Origin of the sequence: Spirillospora sp. NPDC047279, assembly GCF_040643285.1 — a bacterium.
Taxonomy (GTDB): Bacteria; Actinomycetota; Actinomycetes; order Streptosporangiales; family Streptosporangiaceae; genus Spirillospora.
On the sequence record NZ_JBEYUA010000002.1, the window covers coordinates 413,740 to 433,337 of the forward strand.

12 protein-coding genes are annotated in these 19,598 nt (G+C 75.0%); 8 read left to right on the forward strand and 4 right to left on the reverse strand.

The features are described 5' to 3' along the window. Nucleotides 1-14 precede the first annotated feature (14 nt). Nucleotides 15-1,310, reverse strand: a complete 1,296-nt coding sequence (locus ABZ810_RS06145; protein WP_358399818.1) for an aspartate aminotransferase family protein — start codon at nt 1,308-1,310, stop codon at nt 15-17. Between the two features lie 103 nt (nt 1,311-1,413). Here ABZ810_RS06145 and ABZ810_RS06150 point away from each other — a divergent pair, with 103 nt between their 5' ends. Beyond that, nucleotides 1,414-2,373, forward strand: coding sequence for a LysR family transcriptional regulator (locus ABZ810_RS06150; protein WP_358399821.1), 960 nt, complete (start codon nt 1,414-1,416; stop codon nt 2,371-2,373). 146 nt (nt 2,374-2,519) lie between these two features. Beyond that, on the forward strand, nt 2,520-3,509 hold the full coding sequence (locus tag ABZ810_RS06155; protein WP_358399823.1) for a zinc-binding dehydrogenase: 990 nt from the start codon (nt 2,520-2,522) through the stop codon (nt 3,507-3,509). A gap of 120 nt (nt 3,510-3,629) precedes the next feature. Here the strand turns inward: ABZ810_RS06155 and ABZ810_RS06160 are convergent, their stop codons facing one another. Further along, complete coding sequence (locus ABZ810_RS06160) at nt 3,630-6,926, reverse strand: BTAD domain-containing putative transcriptional regulator (protein WP_358399825.1); 3,297 nt, start codon at nt 6,924-6,926, stop codon at nt 3,630-3,632. A 128-nt stretch (nt 6,927-7,054) separates the two neighbouring features. On the opposite strand from ABZ810_RS06160, the gene ABZ810_RS06165 reads away from it, so the two are divergent. Beyond that, a complete protein-coding gene (locus ABZ810_RS06165) occupies nt 7,055-7,969 on the forward strand; it encodes an NAD(P)-binding domain-containing protein (RefSeq protein WP_358399827.1) in 915 nt (304 codons plus the stop codon). A 6-nt stretch (nt 7,970-7,975) separates the two neighbouring features. Here ABZ810_RS06165 and ABZ810_RS06170 read toward each other — a convergent pair whose 3' ends face one another. Next, on the reverse strand, nt 7,976-8,890 hold the full coding sequence (locus tag ABZ810_RS06170) for a LysR family transcriptional regulator (RefSeq protein ID WP_358399829.1): 915 nt from the start codon (nt 8,888-8,890) through the stop codon (nt 7,976-7,978). Between the two features lie 104 nt (nt 8,891-8,994). Between ABZ810_RS06170 and metE the strand changes: the two genes are divergently transcribed. The 5 genes from metE to ABZ810_RS06195 all read left to right on the forward strand — a co-directional run bounded on the left by metE (nt 8,995) and on the right by ABZ810_RS06195 (nt 16,772). After that, nucleotides 8,995-11,262 (forward strand): 5-methyltetrahydropteroyltriglutamate--homocysteine S-methyltransferase, encoded by a 2,268-nt coding sequence (gene metE / locus ABZ810_RS06175; RefSeq protein ID WP_358399832.1) that lies wholly within the window; start codon nt 8,995-8,997, stop codon nt 11,260-11,262. Nucleotides 11,263-11,392: 130 nt separating this feature from the next. Beyond that, a complete protein-coding gene (locus ABZ810_RS06180) occupies nt 11,393-12,256 on the forward strand; it encodes a dienelactone hydrolase family protein (RefSeq protein WP_358399835.1) in 864 nt (287 codons plus the stop codon). Nucleotides 12,257-12,302: 46 nt separating this feature from the next. Beyond that, complete coding sequence (locus ABZ810_RS06185) at nt 12,303-12,776, forward strand: NUDIX hydrolase (RefSeq protein WP_358399837.1); 474 nt, start codon at nt 12,303-12,305, stop codon at nt 12,774-12,776. Between the two features lie 92 nt (nt 12,777-12,868). After that, complete coding sequence (locus ABZ810_RS06190) at nt 12,869-15,748, forward strand: LuxR family transcriptional regulator (RefSeq protein ID WP_358399840.1); 2,880 nt, start codon at nt 12,869-12,871, stop codon at nt 15,746-15,748. 124 nt (nt 15,749-15,872) lie between these two features. Further along, nucleotides 15,873-16,772, forward strand: coding sequence for an alpha/beta fold hydrolase (locus ABZ810_RS06195; protein WP_358399842.1), 900 nt, complete (start codon nt 15,873-15,875; stop codon nt 16,770-16,772). A 64-nt stretch (nt 16,773-16,836) separates the two neighbouring features. Here the strand turns inward: ABZ810_RS06195 and ABZ810_RS06200 are convergent, their stop codons facing one another. Beyond that, nucleotides 16,837-19,545, reverse strand: a complete 2,709-nt coding sequence (locus ABZ810_RS06200; RefSeq protein WP_358399845.1) for an AAA family ATPase — start codon at nt 19,543-19,545, stop codon at nt 16,837-16,839. Between the last annotated feature and the right edge of the window lie 53 nt (nt 19,546-19,598).

The following is a 19,598-nucleotide window of genomic DNA, read 5'->3' on the forward strand; positions in this document are numbered from 1 at the left end:
GCCCGGAACGCGGGTCAGGCGGTGGCGGTGACCTTGGTCAGGGCCTCGTCGAGGATCCCGGCGGCGGTGTCGATCTCGTCCTCGGTGACCGTGAGCGGCGGCGCGATGCGCAGGCACGCGCTCATCCCGGTGCCCGCCGGGCTGCGCACGATGTTCATGCAGAGGCCCGCCTGCTCGCACGCGTGCGTCACCGCCGACCCCAGCTCGGTGGCCGGCTCCCTGGTCTCGCGGTCGGTCACCAGCTCCACGCCCCAGAGCAGGCCGTGCCCCCGGACCTCGCCGATCACCTCGTGCCGTTCGGCCATCTCGCGCAGGTGACCGCTGAAACGTTCGCCGCGTTCGCGGGCCCGGGTGGCCAGCTCCTCCTCCTGGACGACCTGGAGGACGGCGAGCGCGGCGGCCGCGGGCAGCGGGTCGGACTGGTGGGAGGTGTAGTAGAGCAGGCCGCGCTCGTGCGCCGTCCGCTCGATCTCGGCGGACGTGAGGACCGCGCTGATCGGCAGCCCGCCCCCGAGGGTCTTGGACAACGTCACGAAGTCCGGCGTGATCCCGTACAGGTCCATGCCGTACATCTCGCCGAGCCGGCCGAAGCCCGTCTGCGCCTCGTCGAGGACGACCATCAGCCCCCGCTCGTGGGCCAGCTCCATCAGCCGCGCGAAGTAGCCGGGCGGCGGGACGAGGATGCCGCCCGCCGACAGGACCGGCTCGGCGATGACGGCCGCCGGGGCGCCCACCGACTGCTGGTCGTACTGGTCGAAGCCCACGTCCAGGCAGGTCGTGTCGCACGTGTCCGAGCAATGCCTGATCGGGCAGCGGTAGGAGTACGGCGCGGGCAGCGCGAAGACGCCGGGCTGGGTCGGCCCGTGCCCGCGGCGCCCGGCGGAGAACGTCAGCGCCTGGCTGCCCGCCGTCATGCCGTGCCAGCTGCGCCCGAGCGCCAGCACCTCGAACCCGCCCGTGGCCAGCTTGGCCATGCGCAGCGCCGCCTCGTTGGCCTCGCCGCCCGTGCTGAGGAACATGACCCGCTCGAACGGGTCGGGCGTCGTGCCGAGCAGCGCCTCGGCCAGGTCGAGCACCGGCGGAGACAACATCGTGGAGTTGAGGTGGACGACGTCGTTGAGGGACCGCTCGATGGCCGCCACGATCCGCGGGTGGTTGTGCCCGATCGTGGCGCAGATCTGCCCGGACGTGAAGTCGAGGATCCGGCGCCCGCCGGCCGTCTCCAGCCACGACCCGGACGCGCTCTCGATCAGATCCGGCCACCAGTCGCCGCCCGTGTAGCGGACCAGCAGTTCGGCCCGTGGGTCCATGTGCCTCTCCTCATGTACGGGGTGTCCTGCGCCGATCGTCCCTTCCGCAACCCATCGGGTCTATCGCATGTTTTCGAGGGATATACGTGGAAGAGTTCGATGCATGCTGGATTTGCAGCGGCTTCGGCTCCTCAGCGAGTTGCGCGCCCGGGGCACGATCGCCGCCGTGGCGCGGGCGCTGTCGTACAGCCCGTCGACGGTCTCCCACCAGCTGTCGGAGCTCCAGCGCGAGGTCGGCGTCACCCTCTTCGAACGGGACGGGCGGCGGCTGCGCCTCACCGAGGCCGCGCACGTGCTGGCCCGCCACGCCGACGTCCTGCTGGCCCGGGTGGAGCTGGCGGAGGCCGAGGTCGCGGCGGCCGCCGGGGCGATCAGCGGCGTCGTGCGCATCGTGGCGTTCCAGACGGCGTCCATCCTGCTCGCGCCCGCCCTGGCCGACCTGTCCGCGCGCCACCCGGGCCTGCGCATCGAGACCGTGATGTCCGAGCCCGACGAGGCCCTGGAGGCGCTCGAACGACGGACCTGCGACCTGGCCGTCTGCGACGAGTACGAGGAGGTGCCGCGGCACTGGCCCGCCGGGTTCGTGTTCACCGAACTCCACGTCGAGCAGATCCGGCTGGTGGTGCCGCGCGACCACCCGGCGGCGGCCGGCGGCGGCCCGGTGCGGATCCGCGACCTGGAGTCCGCGGTGTGGGCGGCCGGCGCGGACACCGAGAGCCACTGCCGTCTGATCAACAAGATCTGCCGCGAGTACGGCGGCTTCGCCCCCGACCGGCGCCACCAGACGTCCGACGCGTTGTCCCTGCTCGCGCTGGTCGCCGCCGGTCAGGCGGTCACGCTGCTGCCCGAGCTGGCCAGGCCCGAACGTGACCCCGGCGTCGCCGTGCTGCCGATCGCGGGACGCCCGGTGGTGCGCCGGATCCTCACGGGCGTCCGGGAGGAGAGCCTGGCCCGCCCCGCCCTGGTCGCCGTCCGGGACGCGCTGCGGCCGGCGGTGAGCACCATCCCCCGGACGGGCATCGTTGCGGCCCCCGTATTGGCGTCGACGAAAGACATTCCGTAACTCGGTGATCCAGGCCATACAGGAGACCATTCGGCGTATGCCATACCGAGTATGCATTTGTTCTGAACGCCCTGGAAAGGGTTGACCTCAACCTTTGTTGATGTTCGAGACTCTCGTCGGAAACACCCTGAAACGAGTCTAGGAGCGTGGTCGTCGTGCGGGTGGTCGAGGTCAGGAAGTTCGGCGGGCCGGACGTGCTCGTGCCGGTCGAGGTCGCCGATCCGGTGCCGGGTCCGGGCGAGGTCGTGGTGAACGTGGCGGCCGTGGACACGCTGTTCGTGGAGACCCAGATCAGGTCGGGCTGGGGCGGCGAGTACTTCGACATCAAGCCGCCCTACGTGCCCGGCGGGGCGGTCTCGGGCGAGGTCGCGGCGGTGGGCGACGGCGTCGACGCGTCCTGGATCGGCCGCGGCGTGCTCGGCTACACCGGCGGAGCGCTCCAGGTGGACGCCTACGCGGAACGGGCCGTCGTACCCGCCGGCGAGCTGGTCCCGGTACCGGACGGCCTCGGCCTGCCGGAGGCGGTGTCCCTGGCCCACGACGGGACGAGCGCCTACAGCCTCTTCGACCGCGCCGGCGTCCGGCCGGGCGACGGCGTCCTCGTCGTGGGGGCGACCGGCGGCGCGGCCGTCCTGCTGATCCAGCTGGCGAGCGCGGCGGGCGGCACCGTGATCGGGGCGGCGCGCGGGCGGCGCAAGCTCGACCTGGCGAGCGAGCTCGGCGCGACCACGGTGGTCGACTACTCCGAGCCGGACTGGCCCGAACGGGTGCGGGCGGCGACCGGCGGGCACGGTGCCCGGGTCGTGTTCGACGGCGTCGGCGGCGAGATCGGCCTGGCCGCGTTCGGCGCGGTCGCGGCGGGCGGCTGGATGTCGGCGCACGGCGCGCCCACCGGTGGCTTCACCGCCGCGGACCCCGCCGAGGTCGCCGCCCGGAAGGTGACCCTGCACGGCATCGCGGAGATGCGGCTCGACCTCGCGGGCCGCAGGCACCTCGTCACGCGGGCGCTGGCGGACGCCGCCGCCGGACGCGTCGCACCGGTCATCGGCCAGACGTTCCCGCTCGAACGGGCCGCCGAGGCGCACGCCGCCATCGAGGCCCGAACCGTGATCGGCAAAACCCTCCTCATCCCCTGACTGTTCGTCCCCTGACCGCTCGGTCCCTGACCGCCCGCCTGACCGCTCGGTCCCTGACCGCCCAGTCGCGGGACGTCAGTCGCGGGACGTCAGTCGCGGAACGTTCAGGTCGCGGAACGTTCAGGGTCCGAACGTCGCTCGTTGCTCTTCTGGGGTGCGGGTGCGGCCCTCGGCGAAGGTCGCGGCGAAGGTGCGGTCGTCGCCGAGGGTCCGCGCCGCCATCCCGGTGATCTGGTCGACGTCGCCGCGTTCGGCGGGCGGGAGCGGCGCGTCCACCGACTCGCGAAGGGCCGCCGCCGTACCGAGGAGACTCGCGGCGGCCCGGCCGTCGCCCGCGAGGGCGCGCGCGCCGGCGAGCCCTTCGAGCGCGAGCGCGACGGCACGCGGGTCGCCGGTGCCGTGCGCGATGTCGAAGCCCTCCAGATGCAGGCGGAGCGCGCCGCCGGCGTCACCGCGCTGCTGGGCGACGAAGCCGAGCTCGGCCGTGACGAACGCGATGCCCGCCCGGCCGTCCACCCGGCCGAGCCAGCCGAGCGGGCGGCGCAGGTGCTCCTCGGCGGCGTCGAGCCGGCCCTGCCTGCGCGCCACCAGTCCGAGGCCGATCTCCGCGAACTCCCGCGACGACTTGCTCGAATGCTCGACGGCCAGCCGCAGGGCACGCTGGTGGAGGTCCCACGCCCGGTCGAGGTCGCCTTCGAGGAGCGCGACGCGACCGAGCCCGGCCACCTTGAACGAGACCTCCGCCCACATGCCGAGCTCCTCGGCCAGGCGCAGGCCCTCACGCCGCAGCCGCCCGGTCCGTTCGTAGTCGCCCCTGATCTCGGCGGCCTTCTCGAGCGAGTCGGTGGCGGCGAGGCGGCCCCAGGTGTCGCCCAGCTCGGTGAAGAGCGCGAGGCTCTCGGCGCCGTCCCGTTCGATCATGCCGAGATCGCCGGGCACCACCGCCAGGTTGGCGCGGGTGCTGAGCGCCGCCGCGACGCCCCAGCGGTCGCCGAGCGCGCGGAACGCGGCGAGGGCCGAATCGACCCGCCGGCGGTTGGCGGCCATGTCGCCGTAGGCCCAGTGCACCGAGGTCAGGAACCATTCCGCCCAGGCCCGGCCGCCCGGGTCGTCCACGCCGTCGTACGCGCGCAGCGCCACTTCGACGACCTCGGCCGGGTCGGTGCCGTCGCCCGCGGTCAACGTCATGCCCGTCTGCCAGGCCAGCGCCTCCGCCCGTACCGCGGCGGGCACGTCGGAGGCGTCGTCGGCGACCCCGAGCGCCGCGTCGAGCGAGCGGCGGGCCTCGCCGAAGCGTCCGCGCAGGTGCCAGTGCCACGTCTGGGCGTTGACCAGCCGCAGCGCGAGGTGCGCGTCGGCCTCGCGAACGGCGTGGTCGAGGGCCGCGCGGAGGTTGGCGCCCTCGGCGTCGAACCACTCCAGGCATCGCCGCTGCCCGGCGCCGCGCAACCCCGCGGCCGAACGTTCGGCGGCGGCGGCGAAGTAACGGGCGTGCCTGCGCCGGACGGCGTGTTCCTCCCCGGCGTCGCGGAGCCGTTCGAGGGCGTAGGCGGAGACCGACTCCAGGAGTCTGAAACGCGGCCCGTCCGCCGCCACGACCAGTGAACGGTCGACCAGCCTCCCCAGCACGTCCAGCACGTCCGAGCCGTCGCCGGTGGCGCAGACGGCCTCGGCGCCGTCCAGCGTCGCGCCCTCCGAGTGCACGGCCAGCCGGCGCAGGACGGCACGTTCCGGCTCGGAGAGCAGGTCCCAGCTCCAGTCGATCATCGCCCGCAACGTGCGCTGCCGGGCGGGCGCCCCGCGGCGTGCGGCGCCCAGCACCCGGAACCGGTCGTCCAGCCGTTCGGCCAGCTCGCGGACCCCCATGAGCCGGACCCTGGAGGCCGCCAGCTCCAGGGCCAGCGGGATGCCGTCGAGCCGGCGCACGATCGCCGCGACGGCGGCGGCACCGTCATCGTCGAAGGCGAACCCGGGGGCGGCCGCTTCGGCGCGCGCGACGAACAACCGGACCGCGCCGGAGTCGCGCATCGCCGCCGCCGACGTGTCCCCGGCGCCGGGGAGGCGGAGCGGCGGCACCGCGACGACGCGTTCATCGGCCAGGCCGAGCGGCTCCTGGCTCGTCACCATGATCTGCAGGTGCGGCGCGGCCTTCAGCAGCCGGTCCGCCAGCTCGGCGGCGGCCTCGACCACGTGCTCACCGTTGTCGAGAACGAGGAGCGCCCGCCGGGCGGCGAGGGCCTCGGCCAGGCGATCGTTCGCGGTGCCGGGCTCGCTGCCCGGCGCCAGGCCCGGCCCGCCGTCGCCCGCAGAGCCCGGCCCGGAGTCCCGGACAGAGCCCGGCACAGAGCCCGGCGCGGGCTCCTCGCGGACTCCTACGACGGCCGCGACCAGCTCTCCCACCTCGCGGCTGCCGGGCGCGAGCGCGGTCAGCTCGACCAGCCACGTGCCGTCGGGGAACGCGCCGCCCGCCACCCGGGCGGCCTCGATCGCCAGGCGGGTCTTGCCGACGCCGCCCGGCCCGGTCAGCGTCACCAGGCGCGGCCCGCCGTACCGGCCCGTCTTGAGCAGCGCGCCGATCTCGCTGATCGCCTCGGCGCGGCCGATCAGCTCGCCCAGCGCCGCGGGCAGCCGCGACGCGGGCGCGGGGCCGGCGGCGGGGGCGGGCGCGGCCAGCGCCGGATCCTGCCGGAGGATCGCCTGGCGCAGGCCGGCGAGGTCGGGCCCGGGATCGATGCCCAGCTCGTCGCGCAGCCGCCCGCGCAGCTCGTCGTAGGCCTCCAGCGCCTCACCGGCACGCCCGGCGCGGTAGAGGGCCCGCATGTACGCCGCGCGGAGCCGTTCGCGCAGCGGATGGCGGGCGACCAGATCGGCGAGCTCGCCGGTGAGCAGGCCGTGCTCGCCCAGTTCGAGACGGGCCTCCGCCTGCGCTTCGAGCGCCGCGAGCCGCTGCTCGTCGAGACGGGCGACCGCCGCGCGGGCGAACTCCTCGTCGGCGACACCCGCGTACGCCGGGCCCCGCCACAACGCCAGCGCCTCGGCCAGCAGACCGGCCCGGTCACGCGGGTCGCCCTCGCGCTCCGCCCGGCCGAGCAGCGCCTCGAAGCGGACGGCGTCCACCGCGCCGGGCCCGGCGTCGAGCAGGTATCCGGGCGGACGGGAGACCAGCAGGTCGCGGGCGCCCGGCTCGGCCTCGTCCAGGGCCCGGCGGAGCTGCGAGACGCGGGCCTGGAGCGTGCCGAGGGGGTTGCGCGGCGGCCGTTCGCCCCACAGGTCGTCGATCAGCCGGTCGGCCGGGACCACCTGCCCTGGCGTGGTCAGCAGGTCGGCGAGCAGGGCGCGGGTCTTGGCCTCGGGCACCTTCACGGGCCGCCCGCCGTCCGTCGAGACCGCCAGCGGACCGAGCACCCCGAAGCGCATTCCCCCAGGTTAATGGAGCACGCGGACACCACCGCCCGGACGGCCCGCGGCCAGCCCGCAGCGGGCCCGAAGAGATCCCGAAGCGCCCGGGACCACCGTGGAGCCACCACCGAGGACGGGAGAGAAGAATGACGCGGAAGACGCAGGTGACGGTCGTCGGGCTCGGGCCCATGGGCGCCACGATGGCCGAGACGTTCCTCAAGGCCGGGTACACCGTGACCGTCTGGAACCGCACGGCGAGCAAGGCCGGGCCGCTGGTCGACCAGGGCGCGGCCCTCGCCGTCAGCCCCGCGGAGGCGCTGGAGGCGAGCGAGCTGATCGTGCTCAGCCAGCTCGACTACCAGGCCATGTACGACTCGCTGGGCGGCGCGACCGGCGCGCTCAAGGGCAGGGTGCTGGTCAACCTCAGCTCCGACACCCCTGAACGGCTGCGCGCGGCGAGCACGTGGGCGGCCGGGCACGGCGCCGACCTGATCACCGCCGGGATCATGACGCCGCCGCCGGGGATCGGACAGCCGGGGGCGTACACCTTCTACAGCGGCTCCGAGGCCGTGCTGGAGAAGCACCGCGAGACGCTGGCGGCGCTCAGCGACGTGACGTACGTCGGCGCCGACCACGGCCTGGCGATGCTCTACTACACCGCGCAGCTGGGCATCTTCTGGGGCACGCTGACCGGCTACATGCACGCCCTCGCGCTGGTCGGGTCGGCGGGCATCACGCCGGAGGCCTTCCGCCCGTACGGCACCGAGACCATCGGCGGGGTGGCGGGCGACGGACCCATGGGGTACGTGCGGATCCTCACCGAGGAGATCGCGCGGGGCGACTACCCCGGCGGCGAGAATAGCCTGCACATGCAGGCGGTGAGCGCCGACCACCTGGTCGAGGCCAGCCGGGCCGCGGGCCTGGACACCACGTACGTGGACGCGGTCAAGGACCTCTTCTGGAAGGCCGTCGGGCAGGGCCACGGCACCGACGGCCTCGCCAGCGTCATCGAGGCCATCAAGTCCGGCCCGGCGCCTCGCGAGTCCACCCCGGCGAAGTGACCGCGCTCAGGTGACGCCGCGGCGGCGCAGGGCCTCCTGAACGGTCTGGACGATGGCCATCACCTCGGCGGACGCGTTCTCCCGGTCCCAGACCAGCCCGTACGTCATCCGCAGATCGTCGAGGCCGAGCGGCGGGAACCCGATGTCGGGACGGCGCACCGTCTCCGCGAGGAGGCGCGGCGCCGGCATCAGCCCCCGCCCGGCCGCGACGAGGTCGAGCGCCGCCGCCAGGTCGTCGACGTCGTGCGCGACGACCTGGCGCTGGAGCGCGGTGCGCAGGCGTCCCGGCAGCTGCACCCACAGGGCGCGCGGCAGCAGGAGGGGATGCCCGGTCAGCTGCTCCAGCCGGACCGGCGCGGTGCCGGCGAGCGGCCCTCCCGCCGGCACCGCGAGATGGGTGACCGGGACGTGGAACCGCGCGGTGGTCGCCAGCCCCGGCGGGAACGGCGCGCTCATGATCGCGACCGTGGCGGTGCCGCGCACCAGCTCGGCCATCGCGTCGGCCCACGCCGCCGGGCGCAGCTCCACCTCCGCTCCCGCCGACCGGGCGTTGCGCGCCAGGCGCCGGGCGACCTGCGCGGCGAGCGTCCCGACCAGCGGGTCATAAGCGAGGCCAATGGCCTTGCCCCGGGGTCCGGCGAGGCGGCCCGCCTCGGCCGAGAAGGCGGCGGCCTGCTCCAGGAGCGCCTCCGCGTGGGGCAGCAGGGCCCGGCCCGCGGCCGTCAGCTGGACCTCGCGGCTCGTCCGGGCGAAGAGCCGCAGATCGAGGGATCTCTCCAGGCGGGCGATCGCCTGGCTGACCGCCGGCTGCGACATGCCGAGCCGTACCGCGGCCCTGGAGAAGCTCAGATCGCGCGCGACCGCGGCGAAACAGCCGACGTCGCGCAGCGGCGGCCCCTGCTCTCCGTTCCCGGCGGTCATGCGACCAGTCTCGGCGATAAGCGGTGCTGATCGATCCGGCGGCGGCCGGCGAACGGCGGACACACTGCCGTCTCCTCCCCCGATCACCGCCCGAAGGAGACAGCATGACCGCCCGCCCTCGCCCGAAGGCCTTCCCCGCCGCCACCGTGCTCGGCTATCCGCGGATCGGCCCGCGCCGCGAGCTCAAGCGGGCCCTGGAGTCGTACTGGAACGGGCGCACCGGCCGCGACGACCTCGCGGCGACCGGCCGGGAGCTGCGCGCGGCGACCTGGCGCAGGCTCCGTGACCTCGGCGTCGAGACGCCGCCGTCGAACACGTTCTCCCTGTACGACCACGTCCTGGACACCGCGGTCCTGCTCGGTGCCGTGCCGGAGCGGTACCGGGACGCCGAGGACGTCACCTTCGCGATGGCCCGCGGCACCGACGGCGTCGCGCCGCTGCGGATGACCAAGTGGTTCGACACCAACTACCACTACATCGTTCCCGAGGTCGGGGCCGGGACGGTCTTCGAGCTCGCCGGCGACAAGCCGCTCCGCGAGGTCGCCGAGGCGCGCGAGCTCGGCATCGAGACCCGGCCCGTGCTGCTCGGGCCGGTGACGTTCCTGCTCCTCGCCGAGGCCGCGCCGGGGAGCCCGGCAGGGTTCACCCCGCTGCACCGGCTCGACGCCGTGCTGGAGGTGTACGCCCGGCTGCTCGCGGCGCTGGCGGCCGAGGGCGTCGGCTGGGTGCAGCTGGACGAGCCCGCGCTGGTCGCCGACCGCACCGACGCCGAACTGGTCGCGACGCGCGTGGCGTACGAGCGGCTCGGCGGCCTGGCCGACCGGCCCGGCCTGTTCGTGGCGTCCTACTTCGGCGACCTCGGTGCCGCGCTGCCCGTCCTCGCGGAGACTCCGATCGAGGCGATCGGCCTCGACCTGGACCGGGGCCGCGAGATCCTCGGCCGGCCCGACCTCGGGTCGCTGGCGGGCAAGACGGTCGTCGCGGGCGTCGTGCCGGGCCGGAACGTCTGGCACGCCGACCTCGACGACGCCCTGGACACGCTGCGGTTCCTGCGCGGGCGGGTCGGCGAGGTCACGGTGGGCACGTCGTGCTCCCTGCTCCACGTCCCCCACGACCTCGACCTGGAGACCGGCCTCGACCCCGACCTGCGGCGGCGGCTCGCGTTCGCCGACCAGAAGGTGGGCGAGGTCGTCACGCTGGCCGGGCTGCTCGCCGCGGCGCCCGCCGGGGCCGACCCCGTCGCGCCGCCCGTCCGAGCGCGGGCGGCGGCCAAGGCCACGGAGGCCACGCAGGCCACGGACCTGGCCGGGGAGAGCCGGCGGAGCCCGTATCCCGTCCGGGCCGCCGCGCAGGCCGAGCACCTGCGACTGCCGCCCCTGCCGGTGACCACGATCGGCTCGTTCCCGCAGACCGGCGGCATCCGCGGCGCCCGCGCGGCCCTGACCGCCGGGAAGATCACGAACGAGCGGTACGAGCGGCTGGTCGAGAGCGAGATCGAACGGGCCGTCCGGCTCCAGGAGAGGCTGGGCGTCGACGTCCTCGTGCACGGCGAGCCCGAGCGCAACGACATGGTCCAGTACTTCGCCGAGCACCTCGACGGCTTCGCGACCACCCGGCACGGCTGGGTGCAGTCGTACGGCTCGCGCTGCACCCGGCCCCCCATCCTGCACGGCGACGTCTCCCGGCCCGAGCCGATCACCGTCGGCTGGGCCCGGTACGCGCGGTCGCTGACGCCCAAGCCGGTCAAGGGCATGCTGACCGGCCCGGTGACCATCACGGCCTGGTCGTTCATCCGCGAGGACCTGCCGCTGCCCGCCGTGTTCGGCCAGGTCGCGGACGCGATCCGGGGCGAGGTCGCCGACCTGGAGGCGGCCGGCGTCTCGATCATCCAGGTGGACGAGCCGGCGCTCCGCGAGCTCCTGCCGCTCCGGCGGGCCGACCAGGACGCCTACCTGGAGCACGCGGTGGGCGCCTACCGCCGGGCCACCTCGGTCGCGGCCGACCGCACCCAGATCCACACCCACCTCTGCTACTCCGACGCCGCCACGGTCCTGACCGCGATCGACGCCCTCGACGCGGACGTCACCACGATCGAGTCCGCTCGCTCGCAGGCGCGGATCGTCGCCGACCCCGCGCTGGGGTCGTTCGGCCGCGGTCTGGGCCCGGGCGTCTACGACATCCACTCGCCGCGGGTCCCGGGCACCGCGGAGGTCGCGGCCCTGATCGAGGCGATCCTGGCGGTCCTGCCCGCCGAACGTGTCTGGGTCAACCCGGACTGCGGGCTGAAGACGCGCACCTACGAGCAGGTCGAGGCCGGTCTCGCGAACGTCGTCGCCGCGGCGGCGAGCGTCCGCGAACGTCTCGGCGCGTGAGGAACGCCAGTAGTACGGATTGGTTCTTCTGACAATTCGGACGGCGGATCCTGCACTCAAGCCCATAGGCCGCACTGTGCGACGAGCCACACACTTCAGGAACTTCCGCCCCTGAAGAGAGGCCGCCCCCATGAGACCCCCCAGGCTCATCGTGGTTCTCGTCGCCCTGCTGACGGCCACCCTCGCCCTCGTCGGGAATCCGGCCGCCGCGCTGGCGGGCCCCTACCAGCGCGGCCCGGACCCGACGCTCGCGAGCGTCCAGGCCGAGCGAGGCCCGTTCGCCGTCCAGCAGATCACCGTGCCCGCGAACTCCGCCCCCGGCTTCAACCGGGGCACGATCTACTACCCGACCGACACCAGCCAGGGCACCTTCGGCGCGGTGACGATCATCCCCGGCTTCACCGAGCCCGAGAGCACCATGGCCTGGTACGGGCCGCGGCTGGCCAGCCAGGGTTTCGTGGTCATGACGCTGGAGCCCTACTCGGTGCTCAACATCCCCGACAACCGCGCGGACCAGATGCTGGCGGCCCTCGACTACCTGACCACCACCAGCCAGGTGAAGAACCGCATCGACCCCGGCCGCCTCGCGGTCATGGGCCACTCGATGGGCGGCGGCGGCAGCCTGCGCGCGGCGCAGAAGCGGCCGTCGCTGAAGGCGATCATCCCGCTCGCGCCCTGGCACACCGAGCGCGACTGGTCGGCGGTGAAGACCCCGACGCTGATCGTCGCCGCGGACAACGACTTCATCGCCGGCGTCGGCACCCACGCCGAGCCGTTCTACAACAGCCTCGGCCAGGCGCCCGAGAAGGCCTACCTGCTGCTCAAGAACGCGGGCCACATGGCGCCCATCTTCCCGAACACCACGATCGCGATGTACAGCATCTCGTGGCTCAAGAGGTACGTGGACGAGGACACCCGCTACAGCCAGTTCCTCTGCCCGCCGCCCGCCCCCAGCAACACCATCGCGCAATACCGGGACACCTGCCCCGCTTGACCGAAGCGCCCCGGCGGCCCCTCCGCGCCTACGTAAAGTCGATCCTGTGAACGGGATCGCCCGCCCGCGCGCGGCCGCCGGGGTTCTCTTCTATGACGAGCGCGACCGCATCCTGCTCGTCGTTCCCTGCTACAAGCCGTACCGGGAGATCCCCGGCGGCGGCATCGAGCCCGGGGAGACCCCGATGGAGGCCGCCACCCGCGAGGTCCGCGAGGAGCTCGGGATCTCGCCGCCGATCGGCCGGCTGCTCGTCACCGACTGGGGCACCCGGCAGGCCACGGACGGCAACCGGGCCTCGGACGGCATGGTCTCGTTCATCTTCGACGGCGGCCGGCTGGACGCGGCGGACCGCGCCCGGATCCGGCTCCAGCCCGAGGAACTGCTCGACTACGCGTTCCACGACGTCGCCCGGATCCACGAGCTGACCATCCATCGCCTGGCCCGCCGCATCACCCACGCCCACGCCGCCCGGCAGCACGGCACGTGCGGCTACCTGGAGCACGGCGAACCCCTCTGCTGACCGGCCACGATCCCGCCGACCTGCCACGATCCCGCTGACCTGCCACGACGCCGTCCGGCCGGTCACCGTGGCCGGTGCGGCAGAATCGACGCATGTTGCACGGTCGGGGGACGGAACGGGCCGCCGTCGGCGAGCTGGTGGACGCGGCCGGGCGGGGCGAGAGCGGCGTTCTCGTCCTGCTCGGGGAGGCGGGCGCCGGCAAGTCGGCGCTGCTGGACTACGCGGCGTCGCTGGCGCACGCACCGTCACTGGAAAACGCGGCGTCACTGGAAAACGCGGCGTCACTGGAAGACACGGCGTCGCCGGAAGGCACGGCGTCCGGCCGTCCTCGCGTCCTGCGGGCCACGGGCGCGGAGCCCGAGAAGGAGCTGGCGTTCGCCGCCCTCCACCAGCTGCTCCTGCCGGTGACCGACCTGCTCGGCGCCCTGCCCGACCCGCAGCGGGACGCGGTGGGCGGCGCGCTCGGGCTGGCCGCGGCACCGTCCGCCGACGCCAGGTTCCTGGTGTCCGCGGGCGTGCTGTCGCTGCTCACCGAGGCCGCGGCCGAGGGCGGCCTGCTGTGCGTCATCGACGATTTCCAGTGGTTCGACCGGGCCTCGGCCGACGCGGTGGCGTTCGCGGCGCGGCGGCTGCGGGCCGAGGGCGTGGCGATCCTCATCGCCCTGCGCGAGGACGCGGGCGCGGTCGCCCGCGACCTCCCGCAGGCGCGGCTCGGTGGGCTGGACAAGGAGAGCGCGGCGGAGCTCCTGGCCGAATCCGCCGGGAAACCGATCTCCGCACCCGTCCAGGATCAGCTGATCGCGGCGACCGGCGGCAACCCGCTCGCCCTGCGGGAGGCGGCCTCGCTGCTGACGCCCGGCCAGCTCGCCGGGCGGGCGGCGCTCCCCGACCCGCTGCCGGTCGGCGCCGACCTGTTCGGGCGGCAGGTGGCGGATCAGCCGGAGGAGACGCGGCTCGCCCTGCTGGTCGCGGCGGCCGAAGGCCTCGGCCACCTCGGGGTCGTCCTGGACGCGGCGGATCGGCTCGCCGGAGCACGCGGGACGGACGGCGCACCCGCGACCGGCAGGACCCGCGGGACCGACGGTGCGATCGGCGGCGGTGAACGCGGCCAGGGCGCCGCGGCGCTCACGTCGGCCGAGGCCGCCGGGCTGGTGAGCGTGGAGGGGACGACGATCACGTTCCGGCATCCGCTCGTCCGGTCGGCGGTGTACGCGACGGCCGGCTCCGCCCAGCGGCGGGACGCGCACGCCGCCCTCGCCGACGCCCTCGCCGGCGATCCGGACCGGCGCGCCCGGCACCTGGCGGCGGCCGCGGTCGGGCCGGACGAGGAGGTCGCGGCCGGGCTCGCCGCGGCGGCCGGACGCGCCCTCGGCCGCGGCGGGTACGCCGACGCCGGCGCCGCGCTCGCGCGCGCCGCCGAGCTCACCCCGGACCGGGACGTCCGGGCGCGCCGCCTGGCCGACGCGGCGAAGGCCTGCTGGCTCGGCGGCCGTCCCGGCCAGGCGGAGACCTGCCTGGCCGCCGCCCGCGACCTGACCGGCGACCCGCGTCTGCTGGCCGAACTGGCCCAGCTGCGCGGCCGGTTCGAGCTCAACGGCGGGGACGCGGCCGAGGCCCTGCGGGTCTTCGCCGACGGTGCCGGCCGGGCCCGCGACGCCGATCCGGGGCGCGCGCTGCAGATGCTGGCCGACGCCGCCGAGGCCGCCGGCAACGTCGGCGACGACGGCGCCGTCATCGGGATCGGCAGGCAGGCGGCCACGTACCCCGGCGACACCGACCCGTTCATGCGGGCGGTGCTGGAAGGCATGGGCGCCCTCCTCGAAGGCGACGCCGGACGCGGGGTGCCGCTCCTGCGCGCCGCGCTGGCCTCGGCCGGCGGGCTCGACGAGGCCGCACCGCTGCTGTGGGCCTCCGCCGCGGCGGGCGCGCTGGGCGAGATCGACGCCTCGGCCGGCCACATCATCCAGGCGGGGCGGGTCGCCCGGATCTCCGGGATGAGCGGTCAGCTGCCCGTCGTCCTGGAGTACGTGGCGCGGGCCGAACGCCTGAGCGGCCGGTTCGGGCTGAGCGCGGCCATCGCCGAGGAGGGCCTCGCCCTGGCCCGCGAGGCGGGGTACACCAACTCCGTCGCGGCTCACCTGGCCAACCTCGCGGTCGTCGCCGCCGTCAAGGGGCACCAGGACGACTGCGAACGGCTCGCCGGAGAGTCGCTGGCCATCGCGATCCCGCACCGGCTCGGGCTGCACGCGAGCGTCGCCGCGTACGCGACGGCCCTCCTCGAACTGTCGCTGGGGCGCTTCGCGACCGCGCACGCCCGCTTCGAGTCGATGGTCAGGGCCGGGCCGGGAGCGGGCCACCCGGTCTCGGTGGGGCGGACGACCCCGGACCGGATCGAGGCCGCGCTCGGCGCCGGCGAGACGGCCGCCGCCCGTTCGATGCTGGCGGCCTACGAACGCTGGTCCGCCAACGCGGCGACCGCGCAGGCCCAGGCGCTGCTGGAACGTTGCCACGCCCTGGTGGCCGACGACGCCGTCGAGGCGTTCGCGCGGTACGAGGAGGCGATGCGCCTGCACGCGGCGGGCAAGGGCGGCTCGCCGTTCGAGGAGGCCCGCACGTCGCTCCTCTACGGCGAACGCCTGCGCCGGGCCCACCGCGGCGGCGACGCGCGCGCCCCGCTGCGCCTCGCCATGGAGGCGTTCCAGCGGCTCGGCGCCGACCCGTGGGCCGCTCGCGCCCACGACGAGCTGCGCGCGGCGGGCGAGTCCGCGGCCAGGCCCGCGCCGGACGCGCTCGACGAGCTCACGCCGCAGGAGCTGCGCATCGCCCGCCTCGTCGGCGAGGGCGCGTCCAGCCGCGAGGTGGCCGCCCGGCTCTTCCTGAGCCCCCGGACCGTCGAGTACCACCTCTACAAGATCTATCCCAAGCTCGGCATCTCCTCCCGCACCGAGCTGGCCCGCCTCCTCAGCGCCTGACCCGCCCCCGGCACCTGTACCGGTACCGGGCCGGTAGACCCCGGTAGTCCTACTGATGGCACCGGTGGCGCACCCGGCCAAGCTGGGGCGAGCAAGCACGGAACGAACCGAAGGAGCTGGTCGGATGGCCGCCGAGCGCATGATCCTCAACGGGGACGTCGAGCTGTGGACCGAGGAGTTCGGCGACCCCGCCCACCCGCCGGTGCTGCTGGTGATGGGCTCGATGTCGCAGGGCGTCCTGTGGCCCGACCCGTTCGTCGGACGGCTCGCCGCCGCCGGCCGCCGGGTGATCCGCTACGACCACCGCGACACCGGCCGGTCGAGCGCGATCGACTTCGAGGCCGCGCCCTACACCTGGGCCGACATCAAGAACGACGTGCTGGCCGTGCTCGACGCGTACGGCATCGACCGCGCGCACCTCGTGGGCCACTCGGCGGGCGGGCTGCTGGGCCAGTGGATCGCGGCGGAGAACCCCGAACGGGTGCTGACGCTGACGGTCATCGGCGCGTCGCCGCTCGGCCGCGAGGAGGGGGCGAACCTCGTCCGGGCGCTGATGGGCGAGGACCCCCTTCCGGGTGCGCTCCCCTATCCGTCGCCCGCGTTCATCGAGCACTTCGCCAAGGCCATGGTGGACCCGCCCGCCCCCGACCGGCGTTCGCAGATCGACTTCGCGATCGAGACCGCGCGGGTGCTGCACGGCACGGCGATCCCGTTCGACGAGGACGAGCAGCGGCGGCTGGAGGAGAAGATCTTCGACCGGGACCGCGACCCGGCCACGGTCGGCAACCACCGGCTCGCCGCCATGGCCGGCGGCACCTTCGAACCGGTCGGCGTGCTCGGCCGCGTCACCGCGCCCACGCTCGTCGTCGAGGGCACCGAGGAACCCGCCAAGCCGGGCCACGGCCCGCTGATCGCCGCCGCGATCCCCGGCGCCCGGCTGCTGATGATCGACGGGATGGGCCACACCCTGCCCCCGCGGATCCACGCCGAACTCGCCGACGCCGTCCTCGCCCACACCGCCTGAACCCGACGGCGCACGGCCGGTCCCAGGCGCGGCGCGGCGCAGGGTCAGGCGGCGCGGCGCGGGGTCAGGCCGCGCCGCCGAGGTCGAGGCGGGCCAGCTCCCCGCGCGAGGCCACGCCCAGCTTGGGATAGGCCTTGTAGAGGTGGTAGCCGACGGTGCGCGGGCTGAGGAACAGCTGGGCCCCGATCTCCCGGTTGCTCAGCCCGTCCGCCGCCAGCCGCACGACCTGGAGCTCCTGCGGCGTCAGCAGGCCGAGCAGGTCCCCGCCCTCCTGGGCGGGGCCCGGCTCGGCCTGGCTCTCGCCCGCCGCGCGCAGCTCGATGCGGGCCCGTTCGGCCCACGGCTCCGCGCCCAGCCGTTCGAAGATCTGCAAGGCGGCGCGCAGGTGCCCGCGCGCCTCGTTGCGCCGGCGCGAACGCCGCAGCCACTCCCCGTAGAGCAGCTCCGTCCGGGCGTGCTCCAGCGGCGGACCACCCTGCAGATGCAACCGGACGGCCTGGTCGTAGAGGGCCTCGACCTCGCCGTCCCCGGCGCCGTCACCCGCGAGCAGGGCCGCGCACCGCAGCGCGCTCGCCCGCGCCCACGGCTGGCCGGCGTTTCCCGCCCAGTCGGTGTACCAGCGCGCCGCATCCCGGGCCCGGTCGGGCTGCCCGGACCGCACCGACGCCTCGACGAAGTCGGGAAGGGCGGCGATGACGCCCGCCCGGTGCGTCCCCGCCACCACGGCCGCCAGCCGGTCCATCGCCGCCTCGTGCCGTCCGAGCCCCAGGTCGAGCAGGCTCAACGCGGTCGCGGCGTGCACGTCGCTCGGCGCCAGCCCGCGTTCGAGGGCCTCCCTCGTCAGCTCCTCGGCCTGCCGCTCGTCCCCGCGCAGCGCCGCCAGATGCGCCAGCGTCGTCGACTGGTAGACCCGGATCCGGTGCTGCCCGGTGTCCTCCGCCACGCGCAGGCCCTCGGTCGCGGTCGTGAGCGCGTCCCGCGGCCGTCCGAGCATGAGCTGGATCCGCGCCAGCGGCATGAGCACCAGCGACAACAACCCGAGGGCGCCCTCGTTCCGGAACCGCCGCTCCAGTTCGACGGCCGCGTCCAGGCCACCGTCCACGTCTCCGATCATCAGGTGCCACATCACCACCCGGACGGAGTCGCGCGGCCCGAAACAGCTGGTCATCGAGCCCATCAGCTCGCGCAACGCGGCCACCCCGTCGGCCGGGTCGAACTCCCCCGGGCTCGCCCCGGCGAACGCCCGCCCGAGGGCGCGCACCAGCCGCGCGTTGGGGAGTTTCAGCTCCTCGGCCCGCCGCCAGGTGCGCTCCAGCAGCTCCCTGTCGCCGGCGTTGGCCGCCGCGGCCGCCGCCTGGAAGTAGAGGTAGCCCGCGACCTGCGGGTCGAGCCCGGCCACCGACTCCGCCGTGTCCACCAGCAGCCGATGGGCCTCCTTCATGCGGTCCTGCTCGTCGGCGAGCCCCGCCCTGAGCAGGATCAGGTCCGCCCGGGCCATCGGGTCGTCCACGTCGGCGGTGGCACGTTCGGCCAGCGCCGTCGCCCGTTGCGGCATCCCCGCGTCGGCGGCCGCCCGGGCCGCCGCGCCCAGCCGCCGGCCGCGCGCCGCGGGCTCCGGTGACAACGCCGCCGCCTGCTCGAACATGGCCGACGCCGAGGCGTTGCCGTTCACGAACTGATCGCCCTGGGCGGTCCGTTCCAGGACGGCCGCGACCTCCTCGTCCACCTCGGTCGTGGCGTTCGCCAGGTGCCAGACGTACTGGCAGTGGTCGCCCACCGCCCGATGGGTCTCGGCCAGCGCCCGGTGCACCGCCAGCCGCCGGCTCAGCGGCGCCTCGTCGGTGACGGCGGCCCTGACCAGCGGATGCCGGAACTCCAGCCGGCCGGCCGCGCTCTTGAGCAGCCGGGCCCGTTCGGCGGGCTCCAGGTCCGCCACCGTGACGCCCAGCCGTTCGGCCGCCCCCAGGATCGTCGGCAGGTCGCCGGTGGTGTCCACGGCGGCGACGAGCACCAGCGTCCGGGTGCGCTCCGGCAGCCCGGCGACGCGCTCGGCGAACGTCCGGTGGAGTCTGGAGTACGTGCCCGACGGCCCCTCCGTCCGTACGCCCGGCAACTCCAGCAGAGCCAGCGGATTGCCCATCGCCGCGGTCAGGATCTCGGCGCACGCGTGCGGGGGCAGGCCCGGCCCGCGCGCCTCCAGGAGCGCGGCGGACGCGTCCGCGTCGAGCCCGCGCAGCCGCAGCTCCGGCAGTCCGGGCGCCGCGAACTCGGGCGCCTCGGGCTCGCGGACCGCGAACACCATCACGATCGGCTCCGCGTCGAGCCGCCGCACCGCGAACAACAACGCCTCGGCGGTCGCCTCGTCCAGCCACTGCGCGTCGTCGACCAGGCACAACAACGGCCCGTCCTCGGCCAGGTCGGACAGCAGCGTCAGCACCGCCAGCCCGACCAGGAACCGGTCGTCACCGCCCTTGCCCATGTTGAGCGCCGCCTTGAGCGCCCGGGCCTGCCCCTCCGGAAGCCCCTCCACCCGGTCGAGGTGCTTGCGCAGCAGCAGATGCAAGCCCGCGAACGGCATCCCGCTCTCGTACTCGATGCCCGCGCCCCGCAGCACCCGCACGCCCTCGGCCGCCTCGGCGGCGTGCTCCAGCAGCGCCGTCTTCCCGATCCCCGCCTCGCCCCTGACCACCAGCGCCCCGCTGCGCCCGTCCCGAGCACCTTGAAGAAGCCGCTCGATCGCCGCCGCTTCCTCGTCCCGCCCGAACAACCGCATACCGCCACCCTAATCCGGCAAAGACGACCTCTTCTCAACCCCGCGGCCGGAAC